This window comes from Actinoallomurus sp. CA-150999, from assembly GCF_050942425.1.
Classification (GTDB): Bacteria; Actinomycetota; Actinomycetes; order Streptosporangiales; family Streptosporangiaceae; genus Actinoallomurus.
Genome location: NZ_CP192063.1, coordinates 2,376,996 through 2,400,396, shown reverse-complemented (window position 1 = coordinate 2,400,396; position 23,401 = coordinate 2,376,996). Strand labels below are relative to the sequence as shown.

Sequence of the window (23,401 nt, the reverse complement as noted above, 5' to 3'; positions counted from 1 at the left end):
AACGTGCCTCAGCGGTAGCCGGCGTCGTCGGCGGGCCGGCCTGTCGCACCTCGGTGATCTACCCAGGCGTCCGGCCGCGTGCCGTCGGCGTCGGCGACGACCCGGGCCGATGGCCGATGCCGGACAAGGCGCCTCAGCGATAGCCGGTGTCGTCGGCGGGCCGGCCGGCCTCTCGTACCTCGGTGATGTACCGCCAGGCGTCCGGGCGGGTGCCGTCGGCGTCGGTGAAGCCGTAGACCTTCGCAAGCCCACCGCTGGAGAGCGTCTGCCCGCTCCACCGGCCGACGTCGGGGTCGGTGGCGAGCGCCGCGACGGCCCGGCCGACGTACGTCGGCGACTCGGAGACGCAGAAGTGCGGCTCCTTCGCGGTGGCGTCCCGCCAGTTCTCCTCGGTGATGCCGAAGATGTCGAGCATCGCCTCGGACCGCAGCCAGCCGGGCGTGACCGCGACCGCCGTGCCCCCGAACGGGCGCAGCTCCTCGGCCTGGGCCAGCGCCATCCGCTGCGCGGAGACCTTGACCAGGTCGTAGAAGAATCCGACGTCGGCGCGGTACGCCGCGTTGAACTCGGCCGTCCCGTCCGTCATCTCGACGACCAGGCCGCCCGGCCGGCGAATGAGCAGCGGCAGCGCGCAGTGGCTCGTGATGGCGTGCGTGTCGATGCCGAGCCGCAGCATCCGCAGCCCGTCCTCCAGCGAGTGCTCCCAGAGCCGTTGCCCGAACCTGAGGTACACGTCGCCGCCCCAGATGTCGTTGACGAGCACGTCGAGTCGCCCGTGTTCCCGGTCGATCCGCTCGACGAGGGCGCGTACCTGGTCGGGCTCCAGGTGATCCACGGCCACGGCGACGCCCTGGCCGCCCGCCGCCGTCACCAGCTCGGCCGTCTTCTCGATCGTCTCGGGCCGTCCCACCTCAGAACGCCGCTCGCGCGTCGTCCGTCCGGTGACGTACACGGTGGCGCCCGTCCTGCCGAGTTCGACGGCGATCGCCCGGCCCGCGCCCCGGGTGCCCCCGGCGACCAGTGCGACCTTCTCCTTGAACGTCATGCCTCTCCCCTTTCCGCGTGCCGGGGATGCTGGCAGTGAAAGCAGACACCTTGTGTCGTCTTTTCGTGGGGAATCATGAGGAGGTGGACTTCGAGACCGCCGCCGACCGGCTCTACGGTGTCCCCTCGTCCGAGTTCACCGCCACGCGGAAGCGGCTGGCCAGGGAACTGTCCCGGGAGGACGCCCGCCGCCTGACCGCGCTCCGCCGTCCGACGGTGTCGGCGTGGGCGGTGAACCAGCTGGTCCGCGACGGGGCGGTCGTGCCGCTGCTCGAGTTGGGTGAGCGGATGCGCGAGGCGTGGTCGTCCGGCGGCGACGTCGGCGAGCCGGAGCGCGAGCGCGGCCCCCTGGTGGACGGGCTGCTGCGCCGGGCGCGGGCGCTGGCCGAGGAGGCGGGCCGGCCGCTGGGCGAGGCCCAGGCCCGCGAGGTGGAGGACACCTTGCAGGCCGCCATCGCCGACCCTTCGGCGGCCGAGGCCGTACGGGCCGGGCGTCTGGAGCGCCCGTTGAGCCACGCCGGGTTCGGGCCGCTCGGCGCCGTCGCACCGTCGGTCACGCATCACAGGAAGGCGGCCGAGCCCAAGGAGGACCCGCGCATCCGCGCCCGGCGGCTGAAGGAAGAGGCACGGGCCGCCGCACGGCGGGCCGAGGAGGCCGAGCGTGCTCTCGCCGAGTGGCGGTCCGAGCGCGACGCCGCGCGGAAGGCTCTGGTCGATGCCGAACGGCGGCTGCGGGAGCTACGGGAGCAGGTGAAGGCCGCGGAGGCGGAGCACGCCGAGGCCGGCCGGCACGCCCAGGTCGCCGAACGCGAGTACGACCGCGCCGCGCGTACGGCCGAGGACGCCCGCCGCCGCGCCAACGAGGCCGAACACGCCGCGCACTGTTGAATCAACCGAGTGTCGCTGGCAGAGTAAGATCCACATAAATCCTGGAAGGGTGAGATGTGACCGACGTGCCCCGGCGTGGCCTGGCCGATGTGGACACGAATGTTCCCAATATCGCCCGAATGAACGATTACTTCCTCGGCGGGAAGGATAATTTCGCCGTCGACCGGAAGGCCGCGGACGAGTTGCTCGCGATCGCGCCCGAGATCAAGGACATGTCCGTGGAGAACCGGGCGTTCCTGGGGCGCGCGGTGCGGTTCCTCGCCGAGCAGGGCATCGAGCAGTTCATCGACGTCGGATCCGGGCTGCCCACGCAGCGCAACACTCATGAGGTCGCCCGGTCTGTAACGCCCGACGCGCGGATCGTCTACGTCGACAAGGACCCCGTCGTCCTCTCGCACGCGCGGGCGATCCTGGTCGACAACCCGCAGACGGCGGTCGTGGAGGGCGACGTCCTTCACCCGGAGGAGGTCCTCGCCGAGTGCCGGCGTCGCGAACTCATCGACCTCGAGCGTCCGGTGGCCATCGTGATCTGCGGCGCGCTGCACTTCATCCCGCATTCGGATGATCCGTTCAAGAGCGTCGCCTGGCTGCGTGACGCGATTCCGTCCGGGAGTCACCTGGCGATCTCTCACGTCGTCTTCGACACCCACCCGGACATCGTCGATCCGATCGAGGACATCTATCGGGCGATCCTGGAGCGGCCGGGCGAGAACGCCGCACGGACACGCGACCAGGTGCTGCCGTTCTTCGACGGCTTCGAACTGGTGGATCCCGGGCTCGTCTATCTCCGGGAGTGGCGCCCGGAGAACCCGTTGGAAGTGCGTTCGCCAGAGAAGGTGTGGATGCTGGCCGGCGTCGGGCGCAAGCCCTAGAGATGGGCTGTTAGCCCGGCCCTGGCCTCACAGCTCCTTGAGGATGCGGCCGAGGGTGTCACGGATGCGGGTGGCGGGCTCGGCGTCGATACACAACCGTTCCATCACCGCCAGATAATTATCCACATCGTCGCGCTTATCCAGATACAACGAACTGGTCAACTGCTCCAAATACACCACATCCGGCAAATCCGGCTCCGCGAACCGCAAAATACTGAACGGACCGCCCGCCGCCGCATGCCCACCCAGGTGGAACGGAACCACCTGCAGCGTCACGTGCGGCAACTCCGTCACCTCGATCAAATACTCCAGCTGACGCCGCATCACCGCAGCCCCACCCAACGGCCGCCGCAACGCCGCCTCATCCACCACCGCCCAAAAATGCGGCGGATCCTCCCCCCGCAACAACGACTGACGCCGCATCCGCAACCCCACACGCCGCTCGATCTCATGACCCGGCGCATCCGGATGCCCCAGCAACGTCACCGCCCGCGCATAATCCTCCGTCTGCAACAAACCAGGCACGAACTGCACCTCATACGACCGGATCCGAGAAGCCGCCTCCTCCAACCCGATGTACACCTCGAACCAGCCCGGCAGAATGTCCGAATACGAATGCCACCAACCCGGCTCATTCGCCCGCTCCGCCAACGCCAGCATCGCCGCACGCTCATCCTCCGAGCGCACCCCGTACAAGCTCAGCAGATCCGCAACATCACGCGCCCGGAACCGAACCCGCCCCAACTCCATCCGGCTGATCTTCGAATGCGACGCCCGGATCGCCTCACCGGCATCCTCACACGTGATCCCCCGCGCCTCACGCAACCGCCGCAACTGCGCCCCCAGCACAATACGCAGCACCGTCGGGCCACCACGATGATGACCGAACAAGCTGCTCACGGCCGTCTCGCCGTCAGGCTGAGAACCGATCATGTGCTCCCCTCAGAACACCGGAATCCGCCCAGTGTCCCACCGGGGGCGCCGATTGCAAAGCGGTCACGTCGAACGAGCATTGCGGGCGTCAAAGAAGCATGTGGTCGAAGTCTCCGTCCTTGGCGCCCTGGATGAAGGCGTCGATCTCGGCGCGCGTGTAGAGCAGCGCCGGGCCGTCCGGGAAGCGGGAGTTCCGTACGGCGATGGCGCCATCGGGCAGCTGCGCCAGCTCGACGCAGTTGCCGCTCGGGTTGCTGGCCCGGCTCTTGAGCCAGCTGACCTCCTTCAAGCAGGACGCCGACATTCCGTTGTAGGCCTGATACATCCTCGCCCCTCCACGCCTCTGTCGAGAATGCCCGGTCGCACCTGACGGCCGGACGCCGCTCCCCCCACACGCTGCACGCTCAGATGCACGTGCATTTGAGTGTGCAGCCGTGCTTGCATCTGCACGACTTGAGGAGCAAGATAGCGGAAGCGGCGCACCGGGCGCCCGGCGACGAACAGGACTTCCCCAGGGTTCGCAATGACCATGTCCCCCCTGCGAGAGACCACCGGCATCCCCCTGGCCCACCGAGGTTGGGATGACTGGCTGACGCGTCTCGACAACGCCCCGCACCAAGTTCCCGACCGCCCGTGGGTAGCCGCCCGGAACCTGCTCGCGGAGGCCGAGTCGCCGAAGATCGCGCGGGACGTCACGAAGACCACGTTGACGGAATGGAGCCTGGCGCAGTTCTACGACGACGCGTCCATCGTCGTCTCCGAACTCGTGACGAACGCGGTCCGCCACGGACTGCACTGCGGGGTCGGCTTCGAAGAGGCCCTCCGGCTCGTGCTGATCCGTTACCGCTGTCACCTCGTCTGCATGGTCACCGACCCGGCGGACCGCGCCCCGGCCATGCGGGAGCCCGACTACGTCGCCGAGACCGGGCGGGGCCTGCACATCATCGACGCCATCAGCCGGGCCTGGGGCTGGACCCCACTGCTGGGCGGCGGCAAGGCCGTCTGGGCCGCGTTCTCCATCACCTGACCGCCGCCACCCGCGCGTCACCGTCGTCCGGCCACATCACCGCTCGCGTACGACACCGCCGCGCGTCCGCGCCCTCCTCCACGCGTCACCGTCGTCTGGCCACATCACCCTCACCGTCTGCCCGTGTGTCACCGTGGCGAGGAGCCGGGATCGGTCATCCATTCCACGTGCCCGTCGGTGATCGCCAGCATTCGTTCGGCGGTGTCTCCCTGCCGCAGGCGTGCCGCGAAGGCGACCGGGCCGAGTTCTCGCGAGCCCTCGAGGGACAGGTGGAACAGCGCGTGCGTCCGGCCCACGGCCGCGATCGCCTCGTCGAAGCGGTCGCGGCGGTCCGCCGGGACGTGGATGCGCGTCGCGGCATGGAAGACGACGACCGGCGTTCCCGGCGGCACGTCCGCGACCAGGCGCGGGAGCACCTCCACGGCGTCACCCGCGATCGTCCGCGGCGGGTCGGCGGCGGCCGCTTCCAGGGCGGCGGCCTGCAGGTCCGCCTGTTCCCGGTTCTCCGGCCAGATCAGGGAGCGCAGCCACAGCCGCTCGTCCGGGTCGGTGACGTCGACGGGGTGCAGATCCACACCGACGCGCTCGGCGATGGCCGGAAGTGGGCCCAGATCCGGCGCCGGGCCGGTGCCCTCCCACCGGGAGCGGATCTCCAGCGGTGACGCCGGCGGCCCCCAGGTCCGGCCGCCGAGATCGTAGCGGTAGTCGTCGAACCGCAGCAGCAGGCCCGCGCTGCACCCGATCTCGATCAGTGTGACGGGCTCGTCGGTCATGCGGGCGACCGCGGCGAGTCCGAGGCGCAGGACCGTCGCCCGCTTGACGACGTTCGTCTGGACCATGCGGCGCCGCATCAGGGCGACGAGTTCCGGCCGCCGGGTGAGGCAGAAGTCGGTGAACGCCGGACCCGGATCGCCGTCCGGCCGCCGCGCGGACCCGGTCGAGGGATACCAGGCCGCCAGGTCGTGCGACGGGTCCCGGAGCAGCAACCAGTGCACCGCCGCGAACAGCAGGTTCGTGGGAAGCCGGCCGGCAGGGGCCTGCGCGGCGATCGCCAGCAGCCGCTCGTCCGCCGCGACGACCGTACCGAGCCGGCCGTAGAGCGGAGACGTGGGGAAGTGACGGGGTGCGTCCGCGAACAGACGGCTCAGGTCGTAGGCCATACGGGGATGCTGACGATGGCCATCGACATTGGTCAACATTGATTATCGTCAACAGCTTCCAGACGGGTGCGGCCCGCGAGCGTTCAACCGGCCCTTGAGAGTTGCCGGGCGTCCGGCACCGGTCACCGACCCGACGGTGGCGAAGAGTCTCCGGGACGAGTTCAACGGGACGCTTGAAATCATGGATGTCGGAGACAACGAACCGCAGGTAAGACCGGCCGGACGGCCGTGGTGGACGCTGGCGGTGGTCAGCGCGGCACAGCTGTTGGTGGTGCTGGACGGAACGATCGTGAACATCGCGCTGCCGTCGGCGCAGCGCGCGCTCGGGATGTCGGACGGGAACCGGCAGTGGACCATCACCGCGTACGCGTTGGCCTTCGGCGGGCTGCTGCTGATCGGCGGAAGGGTCAGCGGCGCGCTGGGGCACCGGCGCACATTCCTGATAGGGCTGCTGGGCTTCGCCGCCTCTTCCGCGGTGGGCGGCGCGGCGGTGGACCCGCCGATGCTGTTCGGGGCGCGGGCGGTTCAGGGAGGGTTCGCGGCGATGCTCGCTCCTGCCGGGCTGTCGCTGCTGACGACCACCTTCACCCAGGCGCGCGAGCGCGGCCGGGCGTTCGGAGTGTTCGCGGCGGTCGGCGCGGCGGGTTCGGCGGTCGGTCTGATCGCCGGTGGCCTGCTGACCGAGTACGTCGGTTGGCGGTGGTGCCTGTACATCAACGTGCCCATCGCGATGGCGGCCGTACTCGGCGTCGCGATGGTGCCGCCCGACCGGCCGATCGCCGCGCGGGGACGGCTGGATGTCGCCGGTGCGGTGTTGAGCCTGACGGGGTTCGCGGCGGTCGCGTACGGGTTCGGCCGGGCCGAATCGCTCGGGTGGGGATCGGTCGAGGTGCGGGCACTGCTGGTCGGTGGGGTGGTGCTGCTGGCGGCGTTCGTCGCCGTCGAGGCCCGCGCGGCACACCCCCTGCTGCCGATGCGGGTGCTGGTGCACCGCGTCCGCGCCGGGGCGTTCCTGGCCATCACCCTGATGTTCGTGGCGATGTTCGGGTTCTACCTGTTCATGAGCTACTACACCCAGGCCGTGCTGGGCTACTCCCCGGTCGAGGCCGGACTGACGCTGATCATCAACGCGCTCGCCACGCTGGCCGGGTCCATGCTCATCGCCGGGAAACTGCACGGCCGCGTCCAACCCGCGGCGCTGATCGTGCCGGGGCTGCTCGCCGCGGCCGCCGGAGTGCTGATCCTGACTCGCTTGACGGCCGGCAGCACGGATGTGTTCACGGTCTTCCTGGTGCCCGCGCTGGTGCTCACCGGGCTCGGCCTCGGTTGCGTCATGCCCCCGACCGCCAGCCTGGCCACCGCGCGGATGCGCGGGCACGACATCGGAGCCGCGGCGGCCGCTTACAACGCCGCCCAGCAGTTGGGGGCGGCGTTGGGCACCGCGCTGCTCAACACTCTGGCCTCCAGCGCGACCGCCGCCTTCCTGGCCACCCACCGAAACGCCCCGCCGAACGCGGCCGCCGTGCACGGCTACACCCTCGCCCTCACGGTCGCGTTCGCGATCCTGCTCGCCGCCGCGTGTCTCACCGCCCCGCTGATCATCACGCGGCGCGGCGGAAAAGACGCTCCAGTGCAGGAGCGGGCCATCACCTCGACCCGACACTGAACACGGCGTGCCCAGCCCCCTTAGGGCCTGCCTCAGCGTGACCCACTGCGCTCGAGGCAGGCCTTAGCGGGAATTCTCGGCCGGATGAGCCCACGGCCCCGTCTCGCACACCGCGTCGATCCGCGAGAATTCGAGCATGCGATTCGGCATCCTGGGCCCTCTGGAGGTCCGCGCCTCAGACGGCGTCCCGGTCGCGGTCGGCGGCCCGCGCGTACGCGCGCTGCTCGCCCTGCTGCTGCTCGACGCGGGCCGGGTGGTGACCGCCGAGCGCCTCATCGATGCCCTGTACGGCGAGGATCCCCCGGCCGGGGTCGCGAACGCCCTGCAGTCCCAGGTGTCGCGGCTGCGGCGTGGCCTCCGGGCCGCCGACCTGGTGGAGCTCCACCCGGCGGGGTACCGGCTCGCGGTCGAGCCGGACGACGTGGACGCCCTCCGTTTCGAACGGCTCGCCCGGGACGGCCGGCGCGCCCTGGCGGCCGGTGACCACGCCCGCGCCGCGGCCCTGCTGCGCGAGGGACTCGATCTCTGGCGTGGCCCGGCGCTGGCCGACGTGACCGCGGCGTCGTACGCCGAGGCGCAGGCCGTCCGGCTCGAAGAGCTGCGGCTGGGCGCCTTCGAGGACCACGCCGAGGCGCGGCTCGCGCTGGGAGGCCACCGCGACCTGGTGACCGGGCTCCAGGACCTCGTGGCGGCCCATCCCCTCCGGGAGCGCCTGCGCGGCCAGCTCATGCGCGCCCTGTACGGGGGTGGTCGGCAGGCCGAGGCGCTCGCGGTGTTCGAGGACGCGCGGCGCACGCTCGCCGACGAACTGGGCGCCGACCCTTCGCCGGAGCTGGTCCAGATCCACCTCGCCATCCTCCGGGCCGATCCCGCGCTGACCGTCACCCCTCCCCGGGAACGCGAATCGGCCTCTTCGGCCCGAAGTTCGCTGGCCTCCCAGCTCACCAGCTTCGTCGGGCGCCAGGAGGAACTCGCCCGCGTCGGCGGGCTGCTCGCGGCCGAACGCCTCGTCACGCTCGTCGGGCCAGGTGGCACCGGGAAGACCCGCCTGGCGATCGAGGCGGGCGGCCGCGTGCCGGGCGAGGTCCGCTTCGTCGACCTCGCCGTGATCGAGAGCCGCGCCGAAGACGGGACCGGCCCGGACGGCACGGTGGCCCAGACGGTCATCGACGCGCTGGGAATCCGGGAGGCCGGCCGGCTGCCCGCCGCACCGGGCTCGCACCCCGACCCGGCCGGACGGCTCGTCGAGGCACTCACCGACCGGGACCTTCTGCTGATCCTGGACAACTGCGAGCACGTGATCGACGATGCGGCCGGGCTCGTGCACCGGCTGCTCGGCGCCTGTCCCGGCCTGCGGGTGCTGGCGACCAGCCGGGAGGCCCTCGGAATCACCGGTGAGGCGCTGTGCCCGCTCACTCCGCTCGCGGTCCCCCCGCCCGGCACGGATCCGGCCGGCGCGCTCGGCTATCCGGCGGTGCGGCTGTTCGCCGACCGGGCGTCCGCCGTACGCCCCGACCTGGAGCTCGACGCCCCGGCCGTCGCCACCATGGTGCGCGTCTGCGACGCGCTCGACGGGCTGCCGCTCGCGATCGAGCTGGCGGCGGCGCGGCTGCGCACGCTCACCGTCGAGGAGGTCGCCGCGCGCCTCGGGACGGCGCCCGGGCAGTACGACCGGTTCCGGCTGCTGTCGCGGGGCGACCGTACGAAGGCCCCTCGCCACCGCACCCTGCGCGCCGTCGTGCAGTGGAGCTGGGATCTGCTCGGGGACGACGAACGCCTGGTCGCCCGGCGGCTGACCGTGTTCGCGGGCGGCGCGACCCCGCGCGCTGCGGCGCGGGTCTGCGACCTCTCCGAGGAGGAGGCCGACGACCTGCTCACCGACCTCGCCGACAAGTCCCTCGTCGAGGGCGACGGCGGGCGGTACCGCATGCTCGACACCATCCGTGAGTACTGCGCCGAGCGGCTGGCCGAGGCCGGCGAGACGGAGACGGCACGCGCCGCGCACGCCGCGTACTTCCTCGAGCTGGCCGAGACCGCCGAACCCCACCTGCGCCGGGCCGAGCAGCTTGAGTGGCTGGCCCCGCTGAACGCCGAACGCGGCAACCTCCTGGCGGCGCTCCGCGTGCTCGTCGGCACGGACCACGCCCGGGCCCTGCGGATGCTCGCGGCGATGTCGGCCTACTGGTGGCTGCGCGGGCTGCGCAGCGAGGGCGCCACGACCGCCACCGAGCTGCTCGCCCTGATGGGCTCCGAACCGCCGGCCGGTATGGATGAGGAGTACGCGCTGTGCGTCATGATCGCCCTGCACGGCGGCGGCGACGACCCGGCTCTCGACGGCTACCGGCGCCGCATCGATTCGATCATGGCGGACCTGGGCTCGGACCGGCCGACGCTACGGCCGATGTCCACCCTGCTCTGGGCGCTGAACTCCGGTCCCTCCGAGGCCAACATCGAGCTGCAGGAGGCACGGATGGGCCGGGACCCGTGGTCCGGTGCCCTCCGCCACTTCGGAAGCGGCTATCAGCTGCTGTTCGCCGGCGACCTCACCGGGGCCGACACCGAGTTCTCCCGGGGAGAGGCGGGCTTTCGCGCGCTGGGCGATCGCTGGGGGCTGTCGGCGATGCTGGCGGAGCGAGGTCGCATCGCCACGGCGCACGGTGACTGGGAGAGGGCGCAGGCGCTGATCGACGAGGCCGTCGAGCACATCCGGCAACTGGACTCCGCCGAGGACATGGCGGACTGCCTGTGGCTGATCGCCGAGATCCGGCTGCGCCGCGGCGATCTCGACGGCGCCCGGGAGAGCTTCGAGCACGCACAGGTGCTGGCCCGCCGGGCGGGCGGGGCGGAGAAGATCTCCGACACGCTCGTCGGCCTGGGAGAGGTCGCCCGCCTGCGTGGTGAGCTGACGGAGGCACGCCGCCACTATGAGGCCGCGCTGAGCCGATGCACGGCGGATGCGTTCGCGATCCGCTACACGCGGGCGATGGCGTTGATCGGGCTCGGCCGGCTCGCCGAGGCGGAGGGTGACGCCGTCGAGGCCGAGGCACGCTGCCGTCAGGCGATCGCCGTCGGCCTCGACAAAGGGGACATCCGGCTCCTGGCCCACGCCGCCGAGGCCCTGGCCGGAGCGATCGTGCTCCAGGGCGATGGCACGCGGGCCGCTCTCCTTCTCGGAGCCGGGGCCGCGCTGCGCGGTATCTCCCTGGCGGGCGATCCCGACGTCGCCCGCGCGGCCGGCCGGGCGCGGGACCTCATCGGCGCCGAGGCCGTCGTCACCGCCCGGGAACGCGGCGCGGCCATGTCCCGGGACGAGGTGCTCGCCCTGCTCACCGCCGCGTAAACGGCGCGGCCGACCACGTGGCACGACGAGACGGTCCCCTGCTCATCTCCTCGTAGACAGCGCGACGCGGCCCGTGTCGATTACCCGGCAGGTCATCGACGCGCTGCCACCACGAATGCTGGGCTACCGCCCGTACGAGCCGCACGGCGTGAAGCGGGAGGACGGGATGGACGAGGTGATCATCGGCGTGGTCGCCGTGCTCTTCGGCGGGATGGGCATTTACGGCCTGATCGCGCCGACCGCGCTCCTGGCGCCGTTCGGCACTCTGGTGCGCTCGGCGGATGGACGCAACGAGGTGCGCGCGGTGTACGGCGGGTTCGGGGTCGCGGTCGCCCTGACGCTCGTGCTCGCCCTCCTGGACGACGGGCTGCGGGCCGGCCTGGTCCTCGGCGTGGCGCTGGCCCTCGCGGGCATGGCGGGCGGCCGGATCATCTCGTTCGCGGTCGAACGACCGGCCGGTTTCTTTCCAACCGTCTTCTACCTGCTCGTGGAAGCGGTCCTGGCCGCCGCGCTGGCGACCGCCCGTTGATCTGGGTCCGTGCTCTCGGCGCCTGCCGAGAGGCCGGAAAACAGTAAAGGTCTGAGCACCATATGGTGATCAGACCTTCAACCTGCGTAGTCCCGACCGGATTTGAACCGGCGTTACCGCCTTGAGAGGGCGGCGTCCTAGGCCACTAGACGACGGGACCTCATGTCTCGCTCGCTTGGGTCTCCCTCGCGGGCGACGCCCAGCTTAGCGGACGTTCTCCCCTTGCACGAACCGGGCGTCGACCCGGGCCGTACATGAGAAGTGGGTCGCTTCCGATGTCACCGGAGGACCCTGCCGACTCGCCGGGGCCGAACCTCGTCCCCGCCTGCCGACTCCTCAACTGTACCGGGTGATCACAACGACGCCAAACCGCGCTCGGCGGGATGGAGCGGGATCATCCGCCGACCAGCGGGACGAGCTTGAGGAAGACGATCTCCGTGTCGGCGCCGAGCTCGACGACCTCGTCGAGATCGTCGGCCTGGCGGTCGCCGACGAGCAGGATGAAGCCGTTCCGGCCGAAGGCGCGCTCGGCGAGGTCGGCCTGCCGCTCCGCGTCGATGCGCCTCGCCTCGCGCAGGAGGTAGCCGTTCAGCTCCGCCTCCGCGTCGTCGGGCCGTACGAGGCCGTGGAAGTGGCGCGACGGCCGCGCGTTGTGCCGAGCCACCTCTTCGCGCACCCGCGTCCGGATCAGGTCGCGCACCGTGATCTGGTCCGGCAGGTCGGGCAGCGACATCTCGTCGAGGCGCCGCCCCGTCGCGGTCTCGTCCCGGACGATCACGCTCGCCATCACGCGCTCCGCTCGATCTGCCGGAGGATGTCCGGGTCGGTGATCTCCGCGTCGTCGGCCAGCAGGAACGCCTTGCTGAGGATCAACGACAGCCGCTCGTCCTCGAAGGGGAGGAACAGCCCGTCCCCCGCGGCGCCGCGGGACGAGGGGACGATGCACAGGTAGGCGTCGTCCGGCTCCATGAGGATGTTGGCCGAGCCCAGATGGATCTTGTACGTGCGCCGGGAGCCCCGTACGCGCAGGAACCGCCCGCCCAGCTCGACGCGGTCGGCGATCCTGGTGCGGGGCAGCAGCCGGGCCAGCGCGTCGCGGCGGACCTCGGCGGAGGCGCTGAGATCCCCGAAACCGGCCCGGTGCCAGTAGTCGCGGTACCGGTCCTCTCCCCGGTCGGTCCACTCCGGGTCGGCGGCGATCGACGTCACCCCGACGAACAGGTCCACATCGCGCATGACCTCGCTGAACACGGTCGGCGGCACGTCCTCCAGCGCCGCCTCGCGCCAGCCGTCGTCCGTACGCCGCTCGAACCGGACCTGGTCGGTCGAGGCCAGCTCGTCCTGCCAGGCCGGATCGACGTACTCCACGAAGAGGCGCCCGCGCCAGCGCCGGCCGGGGAGCACACGCGTCGCCTCGCCTTCGTACCCGCCGTCCCAGGGCCCGAGCATCCCCGCCTGCCAGCCGCGCGCCTTGAACAGCGCGTAGAGCCGCCGGTACCGCAGGATGTGCGCGGCGAACCGGTTGGAATAGACCCGGGTCTCCCGTTCGGCCGGAGTGAGCAGGTAGATCTCCCGGAACGCCTGCTTGAACGGCTGGCGCAGGTGACGCTCGGTCAACTGGTCGCGCCACGCCCGGATCTCGCCGGGCATCGCGCGGACGGGATGCCACAGCCGGATCACGGCGTCCTCCCCCACCGCGGCCCACGGCTCACCGGCCGCGTCGACGAAACGCCGGCCGCCCTCGACCGGCAGGCCGGCACGCCACTCGCCGGGCGCGACCTCGACCTCCCAGATCAGGCGTTCGGTGAGGGGACGGCCGAGCGGGTGCTCGGCCTGCTCCACGCGCCACCGGCCGTAGGTCTGCCCGGACTCGGCGAGCAGCGCGCCTTCCAGTGCCCGGGTGAGCGTCGTGAGGTGCGCTCGGGTGCGCTTGACGAGCTCCCGCAGCTCCTTGAGCCGCGCCGTGTGGTCGCGCCGGACCGCCGCGGGCACACCGCGCAGATCGTTCCCGTCGCGACGGTGCCAGGTCAGCGTCGCGTCCTCGCCGACCGTGATCCGCGCCTCGTACTCCCCGACCGTGCTGCGGTGCACGCCGTCCGGCCCGAACCCGAGGTCGGGCAGCCGGAAGGCGACCTCGGTGCGGTCGGCGAGCGCGGCGTCGATCCGCTTGAGGTTCCGGTCGAGCTGCTTGGGCACTCCGGCATGGCGGACGATCCCGCGCACGGCCCGCAGCGCGGCCGCCGCCTCCGGCGTCGGAAACTCCTGCGCCGACCGGGCGACCTCGAACACCAGCGCCTGCGACGGGAGCGTACGGGCCGCCGACGGGGCGACCGCGACGGCCGGCAGCAGCCGGTCGAGCAGCTCGGGTAGCCAGGTCTCGTCGCGGAGCAGGGCGACCCGGACCGCCCGGCCGAGCACCGCAACCTCGTCGGCCGTGAACGCCTTGTCCGCGGCGTAGGGGATCTCACCGGCCTGGATCGCGGCGGCCCGTACGACGGCGGTCTCGAGCACGGTCCGCGCGAACCCGGCGTACGCCGAATCCGCCAGCCGCTCCCAGTCGTCCCCGCTCGGCGGCTCGTTGTAGAGCCTGGCTCGGATCACGTCCAAGGACTGACGCGTCGCGCCGTCGAGCCCCTCGGTCAGCGCCTCCTCGGCCGCGACGACCGGCCCGGGCGGCGTCTCGGCGGCCGGCGCCGGCTCCCCGCCGGATTCCGGTCCGGCGCTGGGTTCCAGCGAGCCGGATTCCGCTCCGGAGCCGGATTCCGGCGTGGACTCCCCCAGGTGGACGGAGATGAGGGTTCGCAACGACATACGGGTGATCTTGGCACGCGGTAACGACAGAATTCCCCGTCCCCGGGGGCAGGCGCGGGCCAGAGCGCGCCGGGAGCGGCTGCGGGCCGGAACCCCGTCGGAAGCATGTGCCGGACGGGACGCGTCGGGACGGGCGCGGGCTGCCGAGCGCCGGAACAGGTGCGGGCCCGAAGCGCGGGCAGTAGGCGCGGGCCAGGAGCATGGGGAGGAGTGCGGGTTGTGGCGGGAGCGGGTACGAGCGGGCGGGCCGGGGGCCGGCGGGCGGGAGCGGGCGGGGCGGGGCGTCGTCCCGCCGAACGCCCCGCCGGAGCGGAGCGTTCGGCGCGGAGATCGTCGAGGTGCCGGCCTCAGGCGGCGCGCTTCCAGCGCCACCGGCCGTTCGAGTACTTGACGCACCGGTACCTCTTGTGGGTCTTCACCGCGTACCCGTAGCGGCCGTGCGCGGCCTTCGGGCAGTACGAGCCGGGCGTCACGCACGTCCAGTGCTTGGTGTGGGGGACCTGCTGGGCGTGACACCGCGCGGCGCTGTCGGCGCTGACGCCGGATCCCTGGATGCCCGCCTCGGCGGTCCTGCCGACGGCGAGGCCGCCGGCCAGCACCGCGACCGAGACGGCGGTCGCCGCGATTCTCCCGTGCATTCGTCTCCTCATGAGCGTAAAAGCGGGGCAACACGCAGTTTCTACGCTCGATCGACAGTTAACGGGTGCATCTGGCCGAACACGGACCGCGCGTGAACCGATCGCCCGGTTCGGGGGTCCACACGGCCGATGTCGCACCGGACGAGACAGGGATCCGTACGGCAGGCGTCGCGCCGGACGAGGCACGGGTCCGTACAGCCGACGTCGTCCGGGGCGAGGGCACAGGTCCGTACGGCCAACGTCGTATCGGACGAGGCAGGGGTCCGTACGGCCGGCTTCCTGTCATGAGAGACAGAGTCTGCTCCCGGGATGGCGAGGATGCCGTGACCAGCCCGAACTCTTCCGGTCAGGAGTTCGTCTCCCCTATGTCCTCGCATACCGCGAGGGAACCCACCATGGGGAGGTGGATCGCGTGACCGTACAGGCACCCTGGCCGATCCTTCGGCAGGGCAGCACGGGGCCGGACGTCACCGCACTGCAGTACCTGCTTCGGGGCGCCCGGGACCAGTGGCGCGGGCTCGCGGCCGACGGGGTCTTCGGACCGGCCACGGACAGCATCGTCCGGGCGTTCCAGGACGTCGCTGGTCTGACCGTCGACGGAGTCGTCGGCGCCGCGACCTGGGAGAAGCTGACCGACGGACAGACGATCGGCTCGACCGTCCGCGAGGGCGACCAGGGCGAATACGTCGAGGCGGCCCAGACCGAGCTGGTCAAACACGGCGACCTGAAGTCCTCCGCCCAGGTCGACGGCGTCTTCGGCCCCGGCACCGACACCGCGGCCCGGCGGTTCCAGGAGCGGGTGGGCCTGACGGTCGACGGGGTCGTGGGCCCGGCCACCTGGAGGCAGCTGATCTCCCGCTCCGGGAGCTGATCGGCCCGCGGAGCACACCGGCGGGTGAATGAACCGACGGCCGCATGACCACCGGTCATGCGGCCGTCGGGGCCGGAGCGCGTCGCGTCACTCGGGGAAGCCGCGGAAGACGCCGTCCTCGTCCGCGTTGTCGGCGAACTCGAAGAAGTCCATGTTGCCGATGTGCACGTTCACCTCGATCGAGGGGAGCTCGGCCGGGACGACGCGCATCGTACGGCCGTACTCCTCGTTCCACTCGTTGAGATCGACGAGAGCGATGGGCATCTCGGGTGATCTGATCGTGGTCTCGTCGACCACCGCCAGCAGCGACGACTCGTAATCGTCCGTGAGCAGCCCGACGACCTGCTCGACCGGCAACTCCCGATAGGCCACATCGTCGACGAACTCCACACCGTTCATGTAATCCTCGAGGTAGCCGTCCTCGTCGGGCTCTCCGATCGCCGCCCTGACGGCTTCCCACGCACCCTGGTCGGAGAAGTCGGTACGCACCACCAGCATGCATTCGGTCGACGGCAACGTCCTTGGCAACGTGCGCTCCTTCAGGCTTTCGATGATCTTGATGCATCGTCCCACCGCCGCCATGCCGTTCCAGAGTCATCTCGCCCGGTCCCCGACGGCGTCGTCCGCATGTTCCGGGAGGGGTTCGCCCCTGACGCGCCCGGCCCCATCTTCCGTATCCGCGTCGACGAGGCCACCCGGATGGCACGACTGCGAACCCCGGACGGCGACGTCATCGAATGGTGGGAGGCTCCCAACGAGGCCGGCGGCGCATGCGTCTACCTCCGCGGGCTCCCAGCTGAGGGCGGGAAAGAGAGTGGAGCCTGGAAAGCGACAGCGCCGAGACCCCGCTGCCGGGAGCGCCTCCGATGCATCTCGTGGTCGAGGAGACCCCGCGCTCGGGTCGCTGGTTCGTGGGCGTACATGTACGTGGGGCAGAAGCGGCCACCGTACGACTCGGTTTCGAAGACGGCCGGCGGCATGATCTGACGCTGCAGCCGAACGGGCACGCCCTGGACCTCATCCCATGGACTTCGGACGCTCAGGCATGGCCGTCCGAAGCCCTCGTCCTGGACGAACAGGGAGCGATCACCGAGCGTTTTCCCTGGGACCCTGCCACACACGGCCTGCTCTCCGATAAAGAGGAAACGACCCCCTCGATCAGGTCTTTATTGTTCGTCGGCGAGCCGTTTTCAATGGACCGGAACGCCTCGAGTGCCCAGAAACGACGAAAGCGGAGGTCTCCGTGAGACTCCCGCCGAGGTCAGCGTGACGTCCACTCATGAGACCATTCAGGCCTGCACGGAAAGCACACGTCCTGACCTGCGATTCCTTCCGCGGTGGGCATGAAATCAGTACCTGCCACGACGTGCATTATGGTCGACCCGGCCAGATCGATATTCGTCACCGGTCTACCTAAAATGACCGATAGTATTAACATCGCTACCCGTCAACGGCAAGATAACGCCACGTCACCTACTCGGTCAGGTGACGTATGTCCGTCGGATCGGAGCGATGTGGGTTGTTCGCACGCCAGAGGATGTCCTCTCTTCCCGTTGCTGCAGGCAAGTCTGCGCGGCTGGCGGGACTACTACTGCGACAGCGAAGACCGTTGGCTTCAATGTGCTCGGTACAAACAGGCACTCACGGGCGAACCCGTGCCGATCGCGCTACTGCCCAACGGGAAGCACGCGCAGCATCTCGACCAGTTCGGCTCGGCCCCACTCGCGCAGGAACCGCCATCACAACCGGCACCGGCTCGACAGTTCGATCCGTCACGGGCACCGACCCGACCACCTGAGCCGTCACCGCATTCATGGGCTCCGCAGCCTTGGGAAAACCCACCCGCGCGATCGCGACGCGACGAACCCGCGCGCCGCTGGTGGACACGACTCGCCGATTGGATGAAAGGTCCCGCATGAGCAGCTACTGGCCTTGGTGGGCCGGGGCCGTCGGGCTCGCCCTCGTCACCATCAACTACACCCTCACCACTGATTCGTCCTTCGGGGTGTCCTCGGCGTGGGATCGCGTCTTGCACTGGCGCGCCGAACGCCGCCTCGAACGGCTGGATGCCGAGTTCACCGACGAGCGTGAACTTGTCGCCGCGCTGGCCGCCGCCACCGCCGAACACTTCGGGACCCCTCCGGAAACGCCCACCCCTCACGCCGCCGCCTCCGCGAGCGCGCCGGCTCCCGGCCATGACGTTGAGCCGGCGGTGAGAGAAAGCGCCTCGGTCGCGAGCCGGCGTTCGACACCGGTGGTCGCCCAGGCCGCTTTCCTGATATCGATCTTCGTCGGCGGTTGGGTGGCGGCCGTCACCACCGGCCGATTCAAACTCCGCTCGGACATGGGCGATGGTTTCCGCCAGATCGTCACCGCCGACCCTGCCGTCATGTTCGGTGTGTTGTTCCTCGGCGGTGTACTCGTCGGCTTCGGTACCCGCCTCGCGGGAGGATGCAGTTCCGGCCACGGCCTCAACGGCTGCGGCCGGCTGCGGCCGGTCAGCATCCTCGCGACCGCCGTGTTCTTCGGCACAGCCGTCCTAGTGTCGTTCCTGCTGTGGAAGGTGATCTGATGCGAACCCGTGGCGGAATCCTCATGGCGAACGTCATCGCCGGCCTGGCCCTCGGCTTCATCGTCGCCAACATCGGCTTCGGCGACTACGCCCAACTCAACCGCATGTTCACCTTCCAAGATCTGCGCATGTTCTTCGCCTTCGCCGGCGCCGTAGCGATCATCGTGGTGGTCTTCGCCCTCATCGGGGTCCGCCGCACACCGGGACGCATCCACGCAGGCGTCATACCGGGCGCAGTACTGTTCGGCACCGGCTGGGCGATCTCGGGTGGATGCCCGGCGATCCCGATCGTCCAGGTCGCCACCGGATATCTCCCCGCCCTCGTGACGATCGCCGGCGTCGCCGTCGGCATCTGGCTCTGCCGCTGGGCCAACGCGAAATTCTTCCACCTCGACCGCGGCTCCTGCGGGCTGTAGGACGGCCCAACAAAGCGGTCGCCGGCAAAAGCCTTACTGGATGGCCCCCTCGGCCGAGGGGGCCATCCAGTAAGGGCGTCACATAGGCGAGCGCGGCCTCGTCGAGGGCGATGATGGTCTTGGCGTCGCGGGCATCACACCGACCGGTCAGTCCGGCTGCAACCGCCGCCTGTCGCTGACCTCAGTCCCAGGTCAGGAGCCGGTAGTGCAGCCCACCTCGCTTACCCCACAGCTTCCCGCCGACAAGCGACTGGAACTGCTGGAGCGCGACGAGGACGGCTACGTGCCGCACTCCTACGAACAACTCTCCGCCGCGCCGTACTTGGCCCACGCCTACGTTGGGCACATGAGGAATAGGCGGCACCGGGAGCGTTCGGGCAGCCGGCGACGCCGAACCGCCTCTGTACCGGGTGCTCAGGATCTGGTCGTCCAGACCGATGTGTTGATTGCAGGTCTGTTCTCCGCCAAACGCAAGGACCACGCTCAGCTCATGGATGCGCTGGCCGCCGAGGTGACCTCAAGCGGCGGCCGGGTCGTCGGGCGATTCGTACAGCGTCGGGGAATCTCGGGCGGAAAGAAGGGCAATGCGCCGGGCGGGCAAGCGAACATGGATCGCCCCTACTCGGCACGGACGCTCATGAGTACAGGAAAGATCAAGGAGATCGCAGCGGCCCGCGCGATGACCGGCGCAGGCGCTGTCGTGTTCTTCAACGAACTGACCAGCAGACAACGGACCGCGTTGACTGAGATCATCGGGTGCTCGGCCCTGAGTCGCTGTGACCTGAACCGCGTCGAGGAGCCTCCGACGGCCAAGTCCGCCGGTCGCGCATAGGCGCGCGACCTGTTCCCAATGCGTTCCCAGGCAGCCCTAGAGACGACAAAAGCGGGGGTCTCGATGAGACTCCCGCCGAGGTCAGCGACTTGCTGGGGTACCAGGACTCGAACCTAGACTAACTGAACCAGAATCAGTCGTGCTGCCGATTACACCATACCCCACTGGCCTGCGGATCTTCCGATCTCCAGCGCCTCGGAAAGTTTAGCGGACGTTCGCGGGTGCTCGCGAACTAGATCCGCCGAGGCGTGGCGTCCCGCTGCGGCCGGCAGGGGCGGGATGCCTGTTCTGTTCCGGAGCGTACCGCGCGGTTACGCTCCCAGATGTGGATCAAACGGGCGGGTTGACGCGTGGTACTGCGACCTGGGTTCTGTACGCGGTGCTGAGCTGTATGGGGTTCCTGCTCAACGGCATTGGGGCGGTGCTGGCGCCGCTGCAGAAGGACCTGGGGGTCGACCGGGGCCAGGTGGCCTTCTATCCGACGCTCTTCGCGGTGGGGCTGCTCGTGGTCGGGCTGGTGGGCGCTCCTCTGGTGGGCCGTGTCGGACGGGCGGTGGCGTTGCGCGCATCGATCGGCGGGATGATCGCGGGTGGTCTGCTGCTGGCCACGCCCGTGCGGGTCCTGACGATGGCCGGGGTGTTGCTCCTCGGCGTCGGCGGGGCGCTGCTCATTCAGCTGATTCCGGCGCTGCTGGGCGCGCTGCACCCGCACGCTCCGGCCGCCGCGGTCGGCGAGGCGAACGGCCTGGCGAGCGCGGCGTCCGTGCTGGCGCCGCTGGCGGTGGCCGGTGCGCTGGCGGGCGGTCTCGGCTGGCGGGCCGGTTACCTGGCGGCTCCGCTGGTGTTGCTCGCGGTCGTCGCGCTCTTTGCTTGGCACGTTCCAATGCCTGATGCGGCCGAGCCGCACGATGACACGCCGATCGGTTCGAGAGCCGCGTTGGTCGGGCCGTGGATCGAGGTGCTGCTCGCGGTCAGCGTGGAGTTCTGCATGGTGTTCTGGGCCGCGTCGGCGGTCGGCGACTGGCATCACGCGTCGGCGGGGCTGGCTCCGGCGGTCGCCTCGTTGTTCCTGGTCGGCATGGCCGTGGGGCGCTCCTTCGCGGTGCCGGTCAGCCGCCGGCTGCGCGGGCACCGGCCGCTGATGCTGACCTGCGTGGCCGTCGCGGGCGGCGGCTTCGCGCTGTTCTGGGCGGCTCCCTCGCTGCCGCTGTCCGGCGCCGGGCTCGCCGTGGCGGGGCTGGGCGTCGCGCTGCTCTACCCGGCCACCGTGAGCCGTACGGTGGCCGCGTGGCCGCACGCTCCGGACAAGGCGGCGGCACGGGCCGCCATGGCCTCCGGTCTGGCGATCGGCGGCGCGCCGTTCCTCCTCGCCCGGCTCTCCGACACGGTCAGCCTGCGCACGGCCTATCTGATCGTCCCGGCACTGCTGATCGCCCTCGCGGTGCGCTCCGTGGCCGCACGGGCCTAGCGGGTAGGCAGCGGCGCGTCGGGCGATTCCAGGAGGTGTCGGCACGGCCCGGGGGCGTGGACGGTCATCGGTGTGAGACCGGCCATGCCCCGTCGGCGCCGGGCTACTCCGCCGTCAGCCGGTCGAGTGCCGTACGGACGCGGGCGAGCGTACGGTCGCGGCCGATGATCTGCAGCGACTCGAAGAGCGGCAGGCCGACCGTACGGCCCGTGACGGCCACGCGGATCGGGGCCTGCGCCTTGCCGAGCTTCAGCCCGTACCGGGCGCCGATCTCCTCGGCCCGCGCCTTGAGCTCTTCGGCCGTCCACTCCGCGTCCTGGAACGCCTCCAGCGCGCCCCGGAGGATGTCCGCGGCGGGCTCCTTCATCGCCTTGTTCCACGATGCCTCGTCGATCACCGGCTCGTCGAGGAACGCGAAGTCGACCATCGCCGTGATCTCCGAGAGCACCGCGACGCGCGTCTGCGCCAGCGGCGCGAGCTTCGCGAACACCTCCGGGTCGTACTGCTCGGGCGACCACGGCGTGTGCGGCTCGCGCAGCCAGGGCGCGCACCGCTCGGTGAAGTCCTCGACCGCCAGCGCCCGGATGTACTCGCCGTTGAACGCGCGCAGCTTCTTGACGTCGAAGAACGCCGGGGAGGTGTTGACGTCGTCCAGCCGGAACTCCTCCTCGACCACGCTCCACGGGACGATCTCGCGGTCGCCGGAGGGCGCCCAGCCCAGCAGCATGAGGTAGTTGCGCATGGCCTCGGCGAGGAAGCCCTCGGCCTGGTAGTCCTCCAGCGCCACCTTGTCCCGGCGCTTGGACAGCTTCTGGCGCTTCTCGTTCACGATGACCGGGACGTGCGCCCACGTGGGCGGCTGCGCGCCGAGGGCCTCCCACAGCAGCTGCTGCTTCGGCGTGTTCGACAGGTGCTCGTCGCCGCGGATGACGTGGGTGATGCCCTGGACCATGTCGTCGACGACGTTGGCGAGCATGAACAGCACCGAGCCGTCCGCGCGCGCGATGACGAAGTCCTCGATCGTGGCGTTCTCGAACGCGGGCTTGCCGCGGATCAGGTCGACGACGATCGTCGTGCCCTCGTCCGGAGTGCGGAAGCGCAGCGCGCGCCCGGGGCCCGCCTCCAGGCCGCGGTCGCGGCAGAAGCCGTCGTAGCCGCGGTGGGAGTCACCGGTCCGCGCGATCACGTCGTCGCGCGTGCAGTCGCAGAAGTACGCGCGGCCGGCGGCGCGCAGCCGCTCGACGGCCTCGCGGTGCTTGTCGGCGTTGGCCGACTGGAAGTACGGCCCTTCGTACTCGTTCTCGTCGATGCCCAGCCAGGCGAGGGCGCGGATGATCCCCTCGGTCCACTCCGGGCGGTTGCGCGAGGCGTCGGTGTCCTCGATGCGCAGAACCAGCGAACCGCCCGCCTGCTTGGCGAAGACCCAGTTGAACAGCGCCGAGCGCGCTCCCCCGACGTGGAACATGCCGGTGGGCGACGGCGCGAACCGGGCTCTGATGGTGCCGGAGGCGTGCTCCGGGGAAGAAGGGTCAGTCACGGGACACCACTGTATTGCTGAGCGTGCCGATGTTCTCGATCGTTACGGCCACCTCGTCGTCCACCTGCAGCGGCCCGACGCCCTCCGGTGTGCCGGTGAGGATGACGTCGCCGGGCAGCAGGGTCATGATCTGGCTGACGTACTCGATCAGCTCTGGGATGCCGTGGAGGAGCTGCTTCGTGCTGGACGACTGGCGGGTCTCGCCGTTCACCGTGGTGGTGATGGCCAGGTCGGACGGGTCGAGCTCCGTCTCGATCCACGGGCCGAGCGGGCAGAAGGTGTCGAAGCCCTTGGCCCGCGTCCACTGTCCGTCGCGCTGCTGAAGGTCGCGCGCCGTGACGTCGTTGGCGCAGGTGTAGCCGAGGATGACGTCGGCCACCCGGGACGCCGGAACGTCGCGGCACAGCCGGCCGATGACGACGGCCAGCTCGCCCTCGAAGTCGACGCGCTCGGACAGGCTCGGGTAGACGATGGTCTCGCGGTGGCCGATCACGGCCGTGGACGGCTTCATGAAGACGACCGGCTCGGCCGGTGGTTCGCCGCCCATCTCACGGGCGTGCTCGGCGTAGTTCTTACCGATCGCGACGACCTTGCTCGGCAGGATCGGCGCCGTCAACCGCACGTCGGCCAGTTGGTGGCGCTCCCCGGTGAGCTGGATCTCACCGAACGGGTGGGCGGCGATGGTGGCGATGGTCTCATCGTCCTCGACCACGCCGAACGACAGGCCGCCGTCTTTGGTGAACCTCGCGATACGCACGTTACGAGGCTATCGTCTTTCCTCGGTCACTCTTCGCGAT

At 70.5% G+C, this 23,401-nt stretch carries 22 protein-coding genes and 2 tRNA genes; 12 read left to right on the top strand and 12 right to left on the bottom strand.

Going from position 1 to position 23,401, the window contains the following annotated elements; all coding sequences use genetic code 11:
* Positions 1-133 precede the first annotated feature (133 nt).
* Positions 134-1,045, bottom strand: a complete 912-nt coding sequence (locus tag ACQP2O_RS11380; protein WP_433182591.1) for an SDR family oxidoreductase — start codon at positions 1,043-1,045, stop codon at positions 134-136.
* Between the two features lie 83 nt (positions 1,046-1,128).
* On the opposite strand from ACQP2O_RS11380, the gene ACQP2O_RS11375 reads away from it, so the two are divergent.
* Together ACQP2O_RS11375 and ACQP2O_RS11370 are read left to right on the top strand one after the other, a co-directional pair.
* The gene (locus ACQP2O_RS11375; RefSeq protein ID WP_433182588.1) at positions 1,129-1,932 is read left to right on the top strand and encodes a hypothetical protein; all 804 of its coding nucleotides are present in this window, start codon (positions 1,129-1,131) and stop codon (positions 1,930-1,932) included.
* 56 nt (positions 1,933-1,988) lie between these two features.
* Positions 1,989-2,804 carry an SAM-dependent methyltransferase gene (locus ACQP2O_RS11370; RefSeq protein ID WP_433182586.1) on the top strand — a complete coding sequence of 272 codons (816 nt, stop codon included), beginning with the start codon at positions 1,989-1,991 and terminating at the stop codon, positions 2,802-2,804.
* Between the two features lie 27 nt (positions 2,805-2,831).
* On the opposite strand, the gene ACQP2O_RS11365 is transcribed toward ACQP2O_RS11370, so the two are convergent.
* Both ACQP2O_RS11365 and ACQP2O_RS11360 read right to left on the bottom strand, forming a co-directional pair.
* Complete coding sequence (locus ACQP2O_RS11365) at positions 2,832-3,737, bottom strand: helix-turn-helix domain-containing protein (protein ID WP_433182583.1); 906 nt, start codon at positions 3,735-3,737, stop codon at positions 2,832-2,834.
* A gap of 88 nt (positions 3,738-3,825) precedes the next feature.
* On the bottom strand, positions 3,826-4,062 hold the full coding sequence (locus ACQP2O_RS11360; RefSeq protein ID WP_360904470.1) for a DUF397 domain-containing protein: 237 nt from the start codon (positions 4,060-4,062) through the stop codon (positions 3,826-3,828).
* A gap of 198 nt (positions 4,063-4,260) precedes the next feature.
* Between ACQP2O_RS11360 and ACQP2O_RS11355 the strand changes: the two genes are divergently transcribed.
* Complete coding sequence (locus tag ACQP2O_RS11355) at positions 4,261-4,764, top strand: ATP-binding protein (RefSeq protein ID WP_433182580.1); 504 nt, start codon at positions 4,261-4,263, stop codon at positions 4,762-4,764.
* A gap of 128 nt (positions 4,765-4,892) precedes the next feature.
* Here the strand turns inward: ACQP2O_RS11355 and ACQP2O_RS11350 are convergent, their stop codons facing one another.
* Positions 4,893-5,924, bottom strand: a complete 1,032-nt coding sequence (locus ACQP2O_RS11350; protein ID WP_433182578.1) for a DUF2332 domain-containing protein — start codon at positions 5,922-5,924, stop codon at positions 4,893-4,895.
* Positions 5,925-6,105: 181 nt separating this feature from the next.
* On the opposite strand from ACQP2O_RS11350, the gene ACQP2O_RS11345 reads away from it, so the two are divergent.
* The 3 genes from ACQP2O_RS11345 to ACQP2O_RS11335 all read left to right on the top strand — a co-directional run bounded on the left by ACQP2O_RS11345 (position 6,106) and on the right by ACQP2O_RS11335 (position 11,459).
* The gene (locus ACQP2O_RS11345) at positions 6,106-7,590 is read left to right on the top strand and encodes an MFS transporter (protein ID WP_433182575.1); all 1,485 of its coding nucleotides are present in this window, start codon (positions 6,106-6,108) and stop codon (positions 7,588-7,590) included.
* Positions 7,591-7,726: 136 nt separating this feature from the next.
* Positions 7,727-10,930, top strand: coding sequence for a BTAD domain-containing putative transcriptional regulator (locus ACQP2O_RS11340; protein ID WP_433182572.1), 3,204 nt, complete (start codon positions 7,727-7,729; stop codon positions 10,928-10,930).
* Positions 10,931-11,003: 73 nt separating this feature from the next.
* The gene (locus ACQP2O_RS11335; RefSeq protein WP_433182569.1) at positions 11,004-11,459 is read left to right on the top strand and encodes a DUF4345 domain-containing protein; all 456 of its coding nucleotides are present in this window, start codon (positions 11,004-11,006) and stop codon (positions 11,457-11,459) included.
* A gap of 87 nt (positions 11,460-11,546) precedes the next feature.
* Here the strand turns inward: ACQP2O_RS11335 and ACQP2O_RS11330 are convergent.
* From ACQP2O_RS11330 to ACQP2O_RS11315, 4 genes are all read right to left on the bottom strand, one after another.
* Positions 11,547-11,619: transfer RNA gene (locus tag ACQP2O_RS11330), tRNA-Glu, on the bottom strand.
* 234 nt (positions 11,620-11,853) lie between these two features.
* The gene (locus ACQP2O_RS11325; protein WP_433182566.1) at positions 11,854-12,246 is read right to left on the bottom strand and encodes a hypothetical protein; all 393 of its coding nucleotides are present in this window, start codon (positions 12,244-12,246) and stop codon (positions 11,854-11,856) included.
* Positions 12,246-14,270, bottom strand: coding sequence for a DUF4132 domain-containing protein (locus ACQP2O_RS11320; RefSeq protein WP_433182563.1), 2,025 nt, complete (start codon positions 14,268-14,270; stop codon positions 12,246-12,248). Before ACQP2O_RS11320 ends, ACQP2O_RS11325 begins: the two co-directional genes overlap by 1 nt.
* 347 nt (positions 14,271-14,617) lie before the next feature.
* Positions 14,618-14,908: a hypothetical protein gene (locus ACQP2O_RS11315; protein WP_433182560.1), complete on the bottom strand. Its 291-nt coding sequence runs from the start codon at positions 14,906-14,908 to the stop codon at positions 14,618-14,620.
* 412 nt (positions 14,909-15,320) lie between these two features.
* Here ACQP2O_RS11315 and ACQP2O_RS11310 point away from each other — a divergent pair, with 412 nt between their 5' ends.
* Positions 15,321-15,779 (top strand): peptidoglycan-binding domain-containing protein, encoded by a 459-nt coding sequence (locus ACQP2O_RS11310; RefSeq protein WP_433182557.1) that lies wholly within the window; start codon positions 15,321-15,323, stop codon positions 15,777-15,779.
* 87 nt (positions 15,780-15,866) lie between these two features.
* Here the strand turns inward: ACQP2O_RS11310 and ACQP2O_RS11305 are convergent, their stop codons facing one another.
* A complete protein-coding gene (locus ACQP2O_RS11305) occupies positions 15,867-16,307 on the bottom strand; it encodes a DUF6924 domain-containing protein (RefSeq protein ID WP_433182555.1) in 441 nt (146 codons plus the stop codon).
* Between the two features lie 338 nt (positions 16,308-16,645).
* Here ACQP2O_RS11305 and ACQP2O_RS11300 point away from each other — a divergent pair, with 338 nt between their 5' ends.
* The 4 genes from ACQP2O_RS11300 (at position 16,646) to ACQP2O_RS11285 (ending at position 19,599) form a co-directional block, all read left to right on the top strand.
* On the top strand, positions 16,646-17,026 hold the full coding sequence (locus ACQP2O_RS11300) for a hypothetical protein (RefSeq protein ID WP_433182553.1): 381 nt from the start codon (positions 16,646-16,648) through the stop codon (positions 17,024-17,026).
* Between the two features lie 566 nt (positions 17,027-17,592).
* The gene (locus tag ACQP2O_RS11295) at positions 17,593-18,351 is read left to right on the top strand and encodes a YeeE/YedE family protein (protein ID WP_433182550.1); all 759 of its coding nucleotides are present in this window, start codon (positions 17,593-17,595) and stop codon (positions 18,349-18,351) included.
* A complete protein-coding gene (locus tag ACQP2O_RS11290) occupies positions 18,351-18,767 on the top strand; it encodes a YeeE/YedE thiosulfate transporter family protein (RefSeq protein ID WP_433182547.1) in 417 nt (138 codons plus the stop codon). The genes ACQP2O_RS11295 and ACQP2O_RS11290 overlap by 1 nt, the downstream gene beginning before the upstream one ends.
* A 205-nt stretch (positions 18,768-18,972) precedes the next feature.
* Entirely contained in the window at positions 18,973-19,599 is a 627-nt protein-coding gene (locus ACQP2O_RS11285) for a hypothetical protein (protein ID WP_433182544.1), read from the top strand.
* Positions 19,600-19,691: 92 nt separating this feature from the next.
* On the opposite strand, the gene ACQP2O_RS11280 is transcribed toward ACQP2O_RS11285, so the two are convergent.
* A tRNA-Gln gene (locus ACQP2O_RS11280) sits at positions 19,692-19,763 on the bottom strand.
* A gap of 161 nt (positions 19,764-19,924) precedes the next feature.
* Here ACQP2O_RS11280 and ACQP2O_RS11275 point away from each other — a divergent pair.
* A complete protein-coding gene (locus ACQP2O_RS11275; protein WP_433182541.1) occupies positions 19,925-21,067 on the top strand; it encodes an MFS transporter in 1,143 nt (380 codons plus the stop codon).
* 103 nt (positions 21,068-21,170) lie between these two features.
* Here ACQP2O_RS11275 and gltX read toward each other — a convergent pair whose 3' ends face one another.
* Both gltX and ACQP2O_RS11265 read right to left on the bottom strand, forming a co-directional pair.
* Positions 21,171-22,565 carry a glutamate--tRNA ligase gene (gltX, locus tag ACQP2O_RS11270; RefSeq protein WP_433190990.1) on the bottom strand — a complete coding sequence of 465 codons (1,395 nt, stop codon included), beginning with the start codon at positions 22,563-22,565 and terminating at the stop codon, positions 21,171-21,173.
* A 31-nt stretch (positions 22,566-22,596) separates the two neighbouring features.
* A complete protein-coding gene (locus ACQP2O_RS11265; protein WP_433182538.1) occupies positions 22,597-23,361 on the bottom strand; it encodes a fumarylacetoacetate hydrolase family protein in 765 nt (254 codons plus the stop codon).
* Positions 23,362-23,401: the final 40 nt, after the last annotated feature.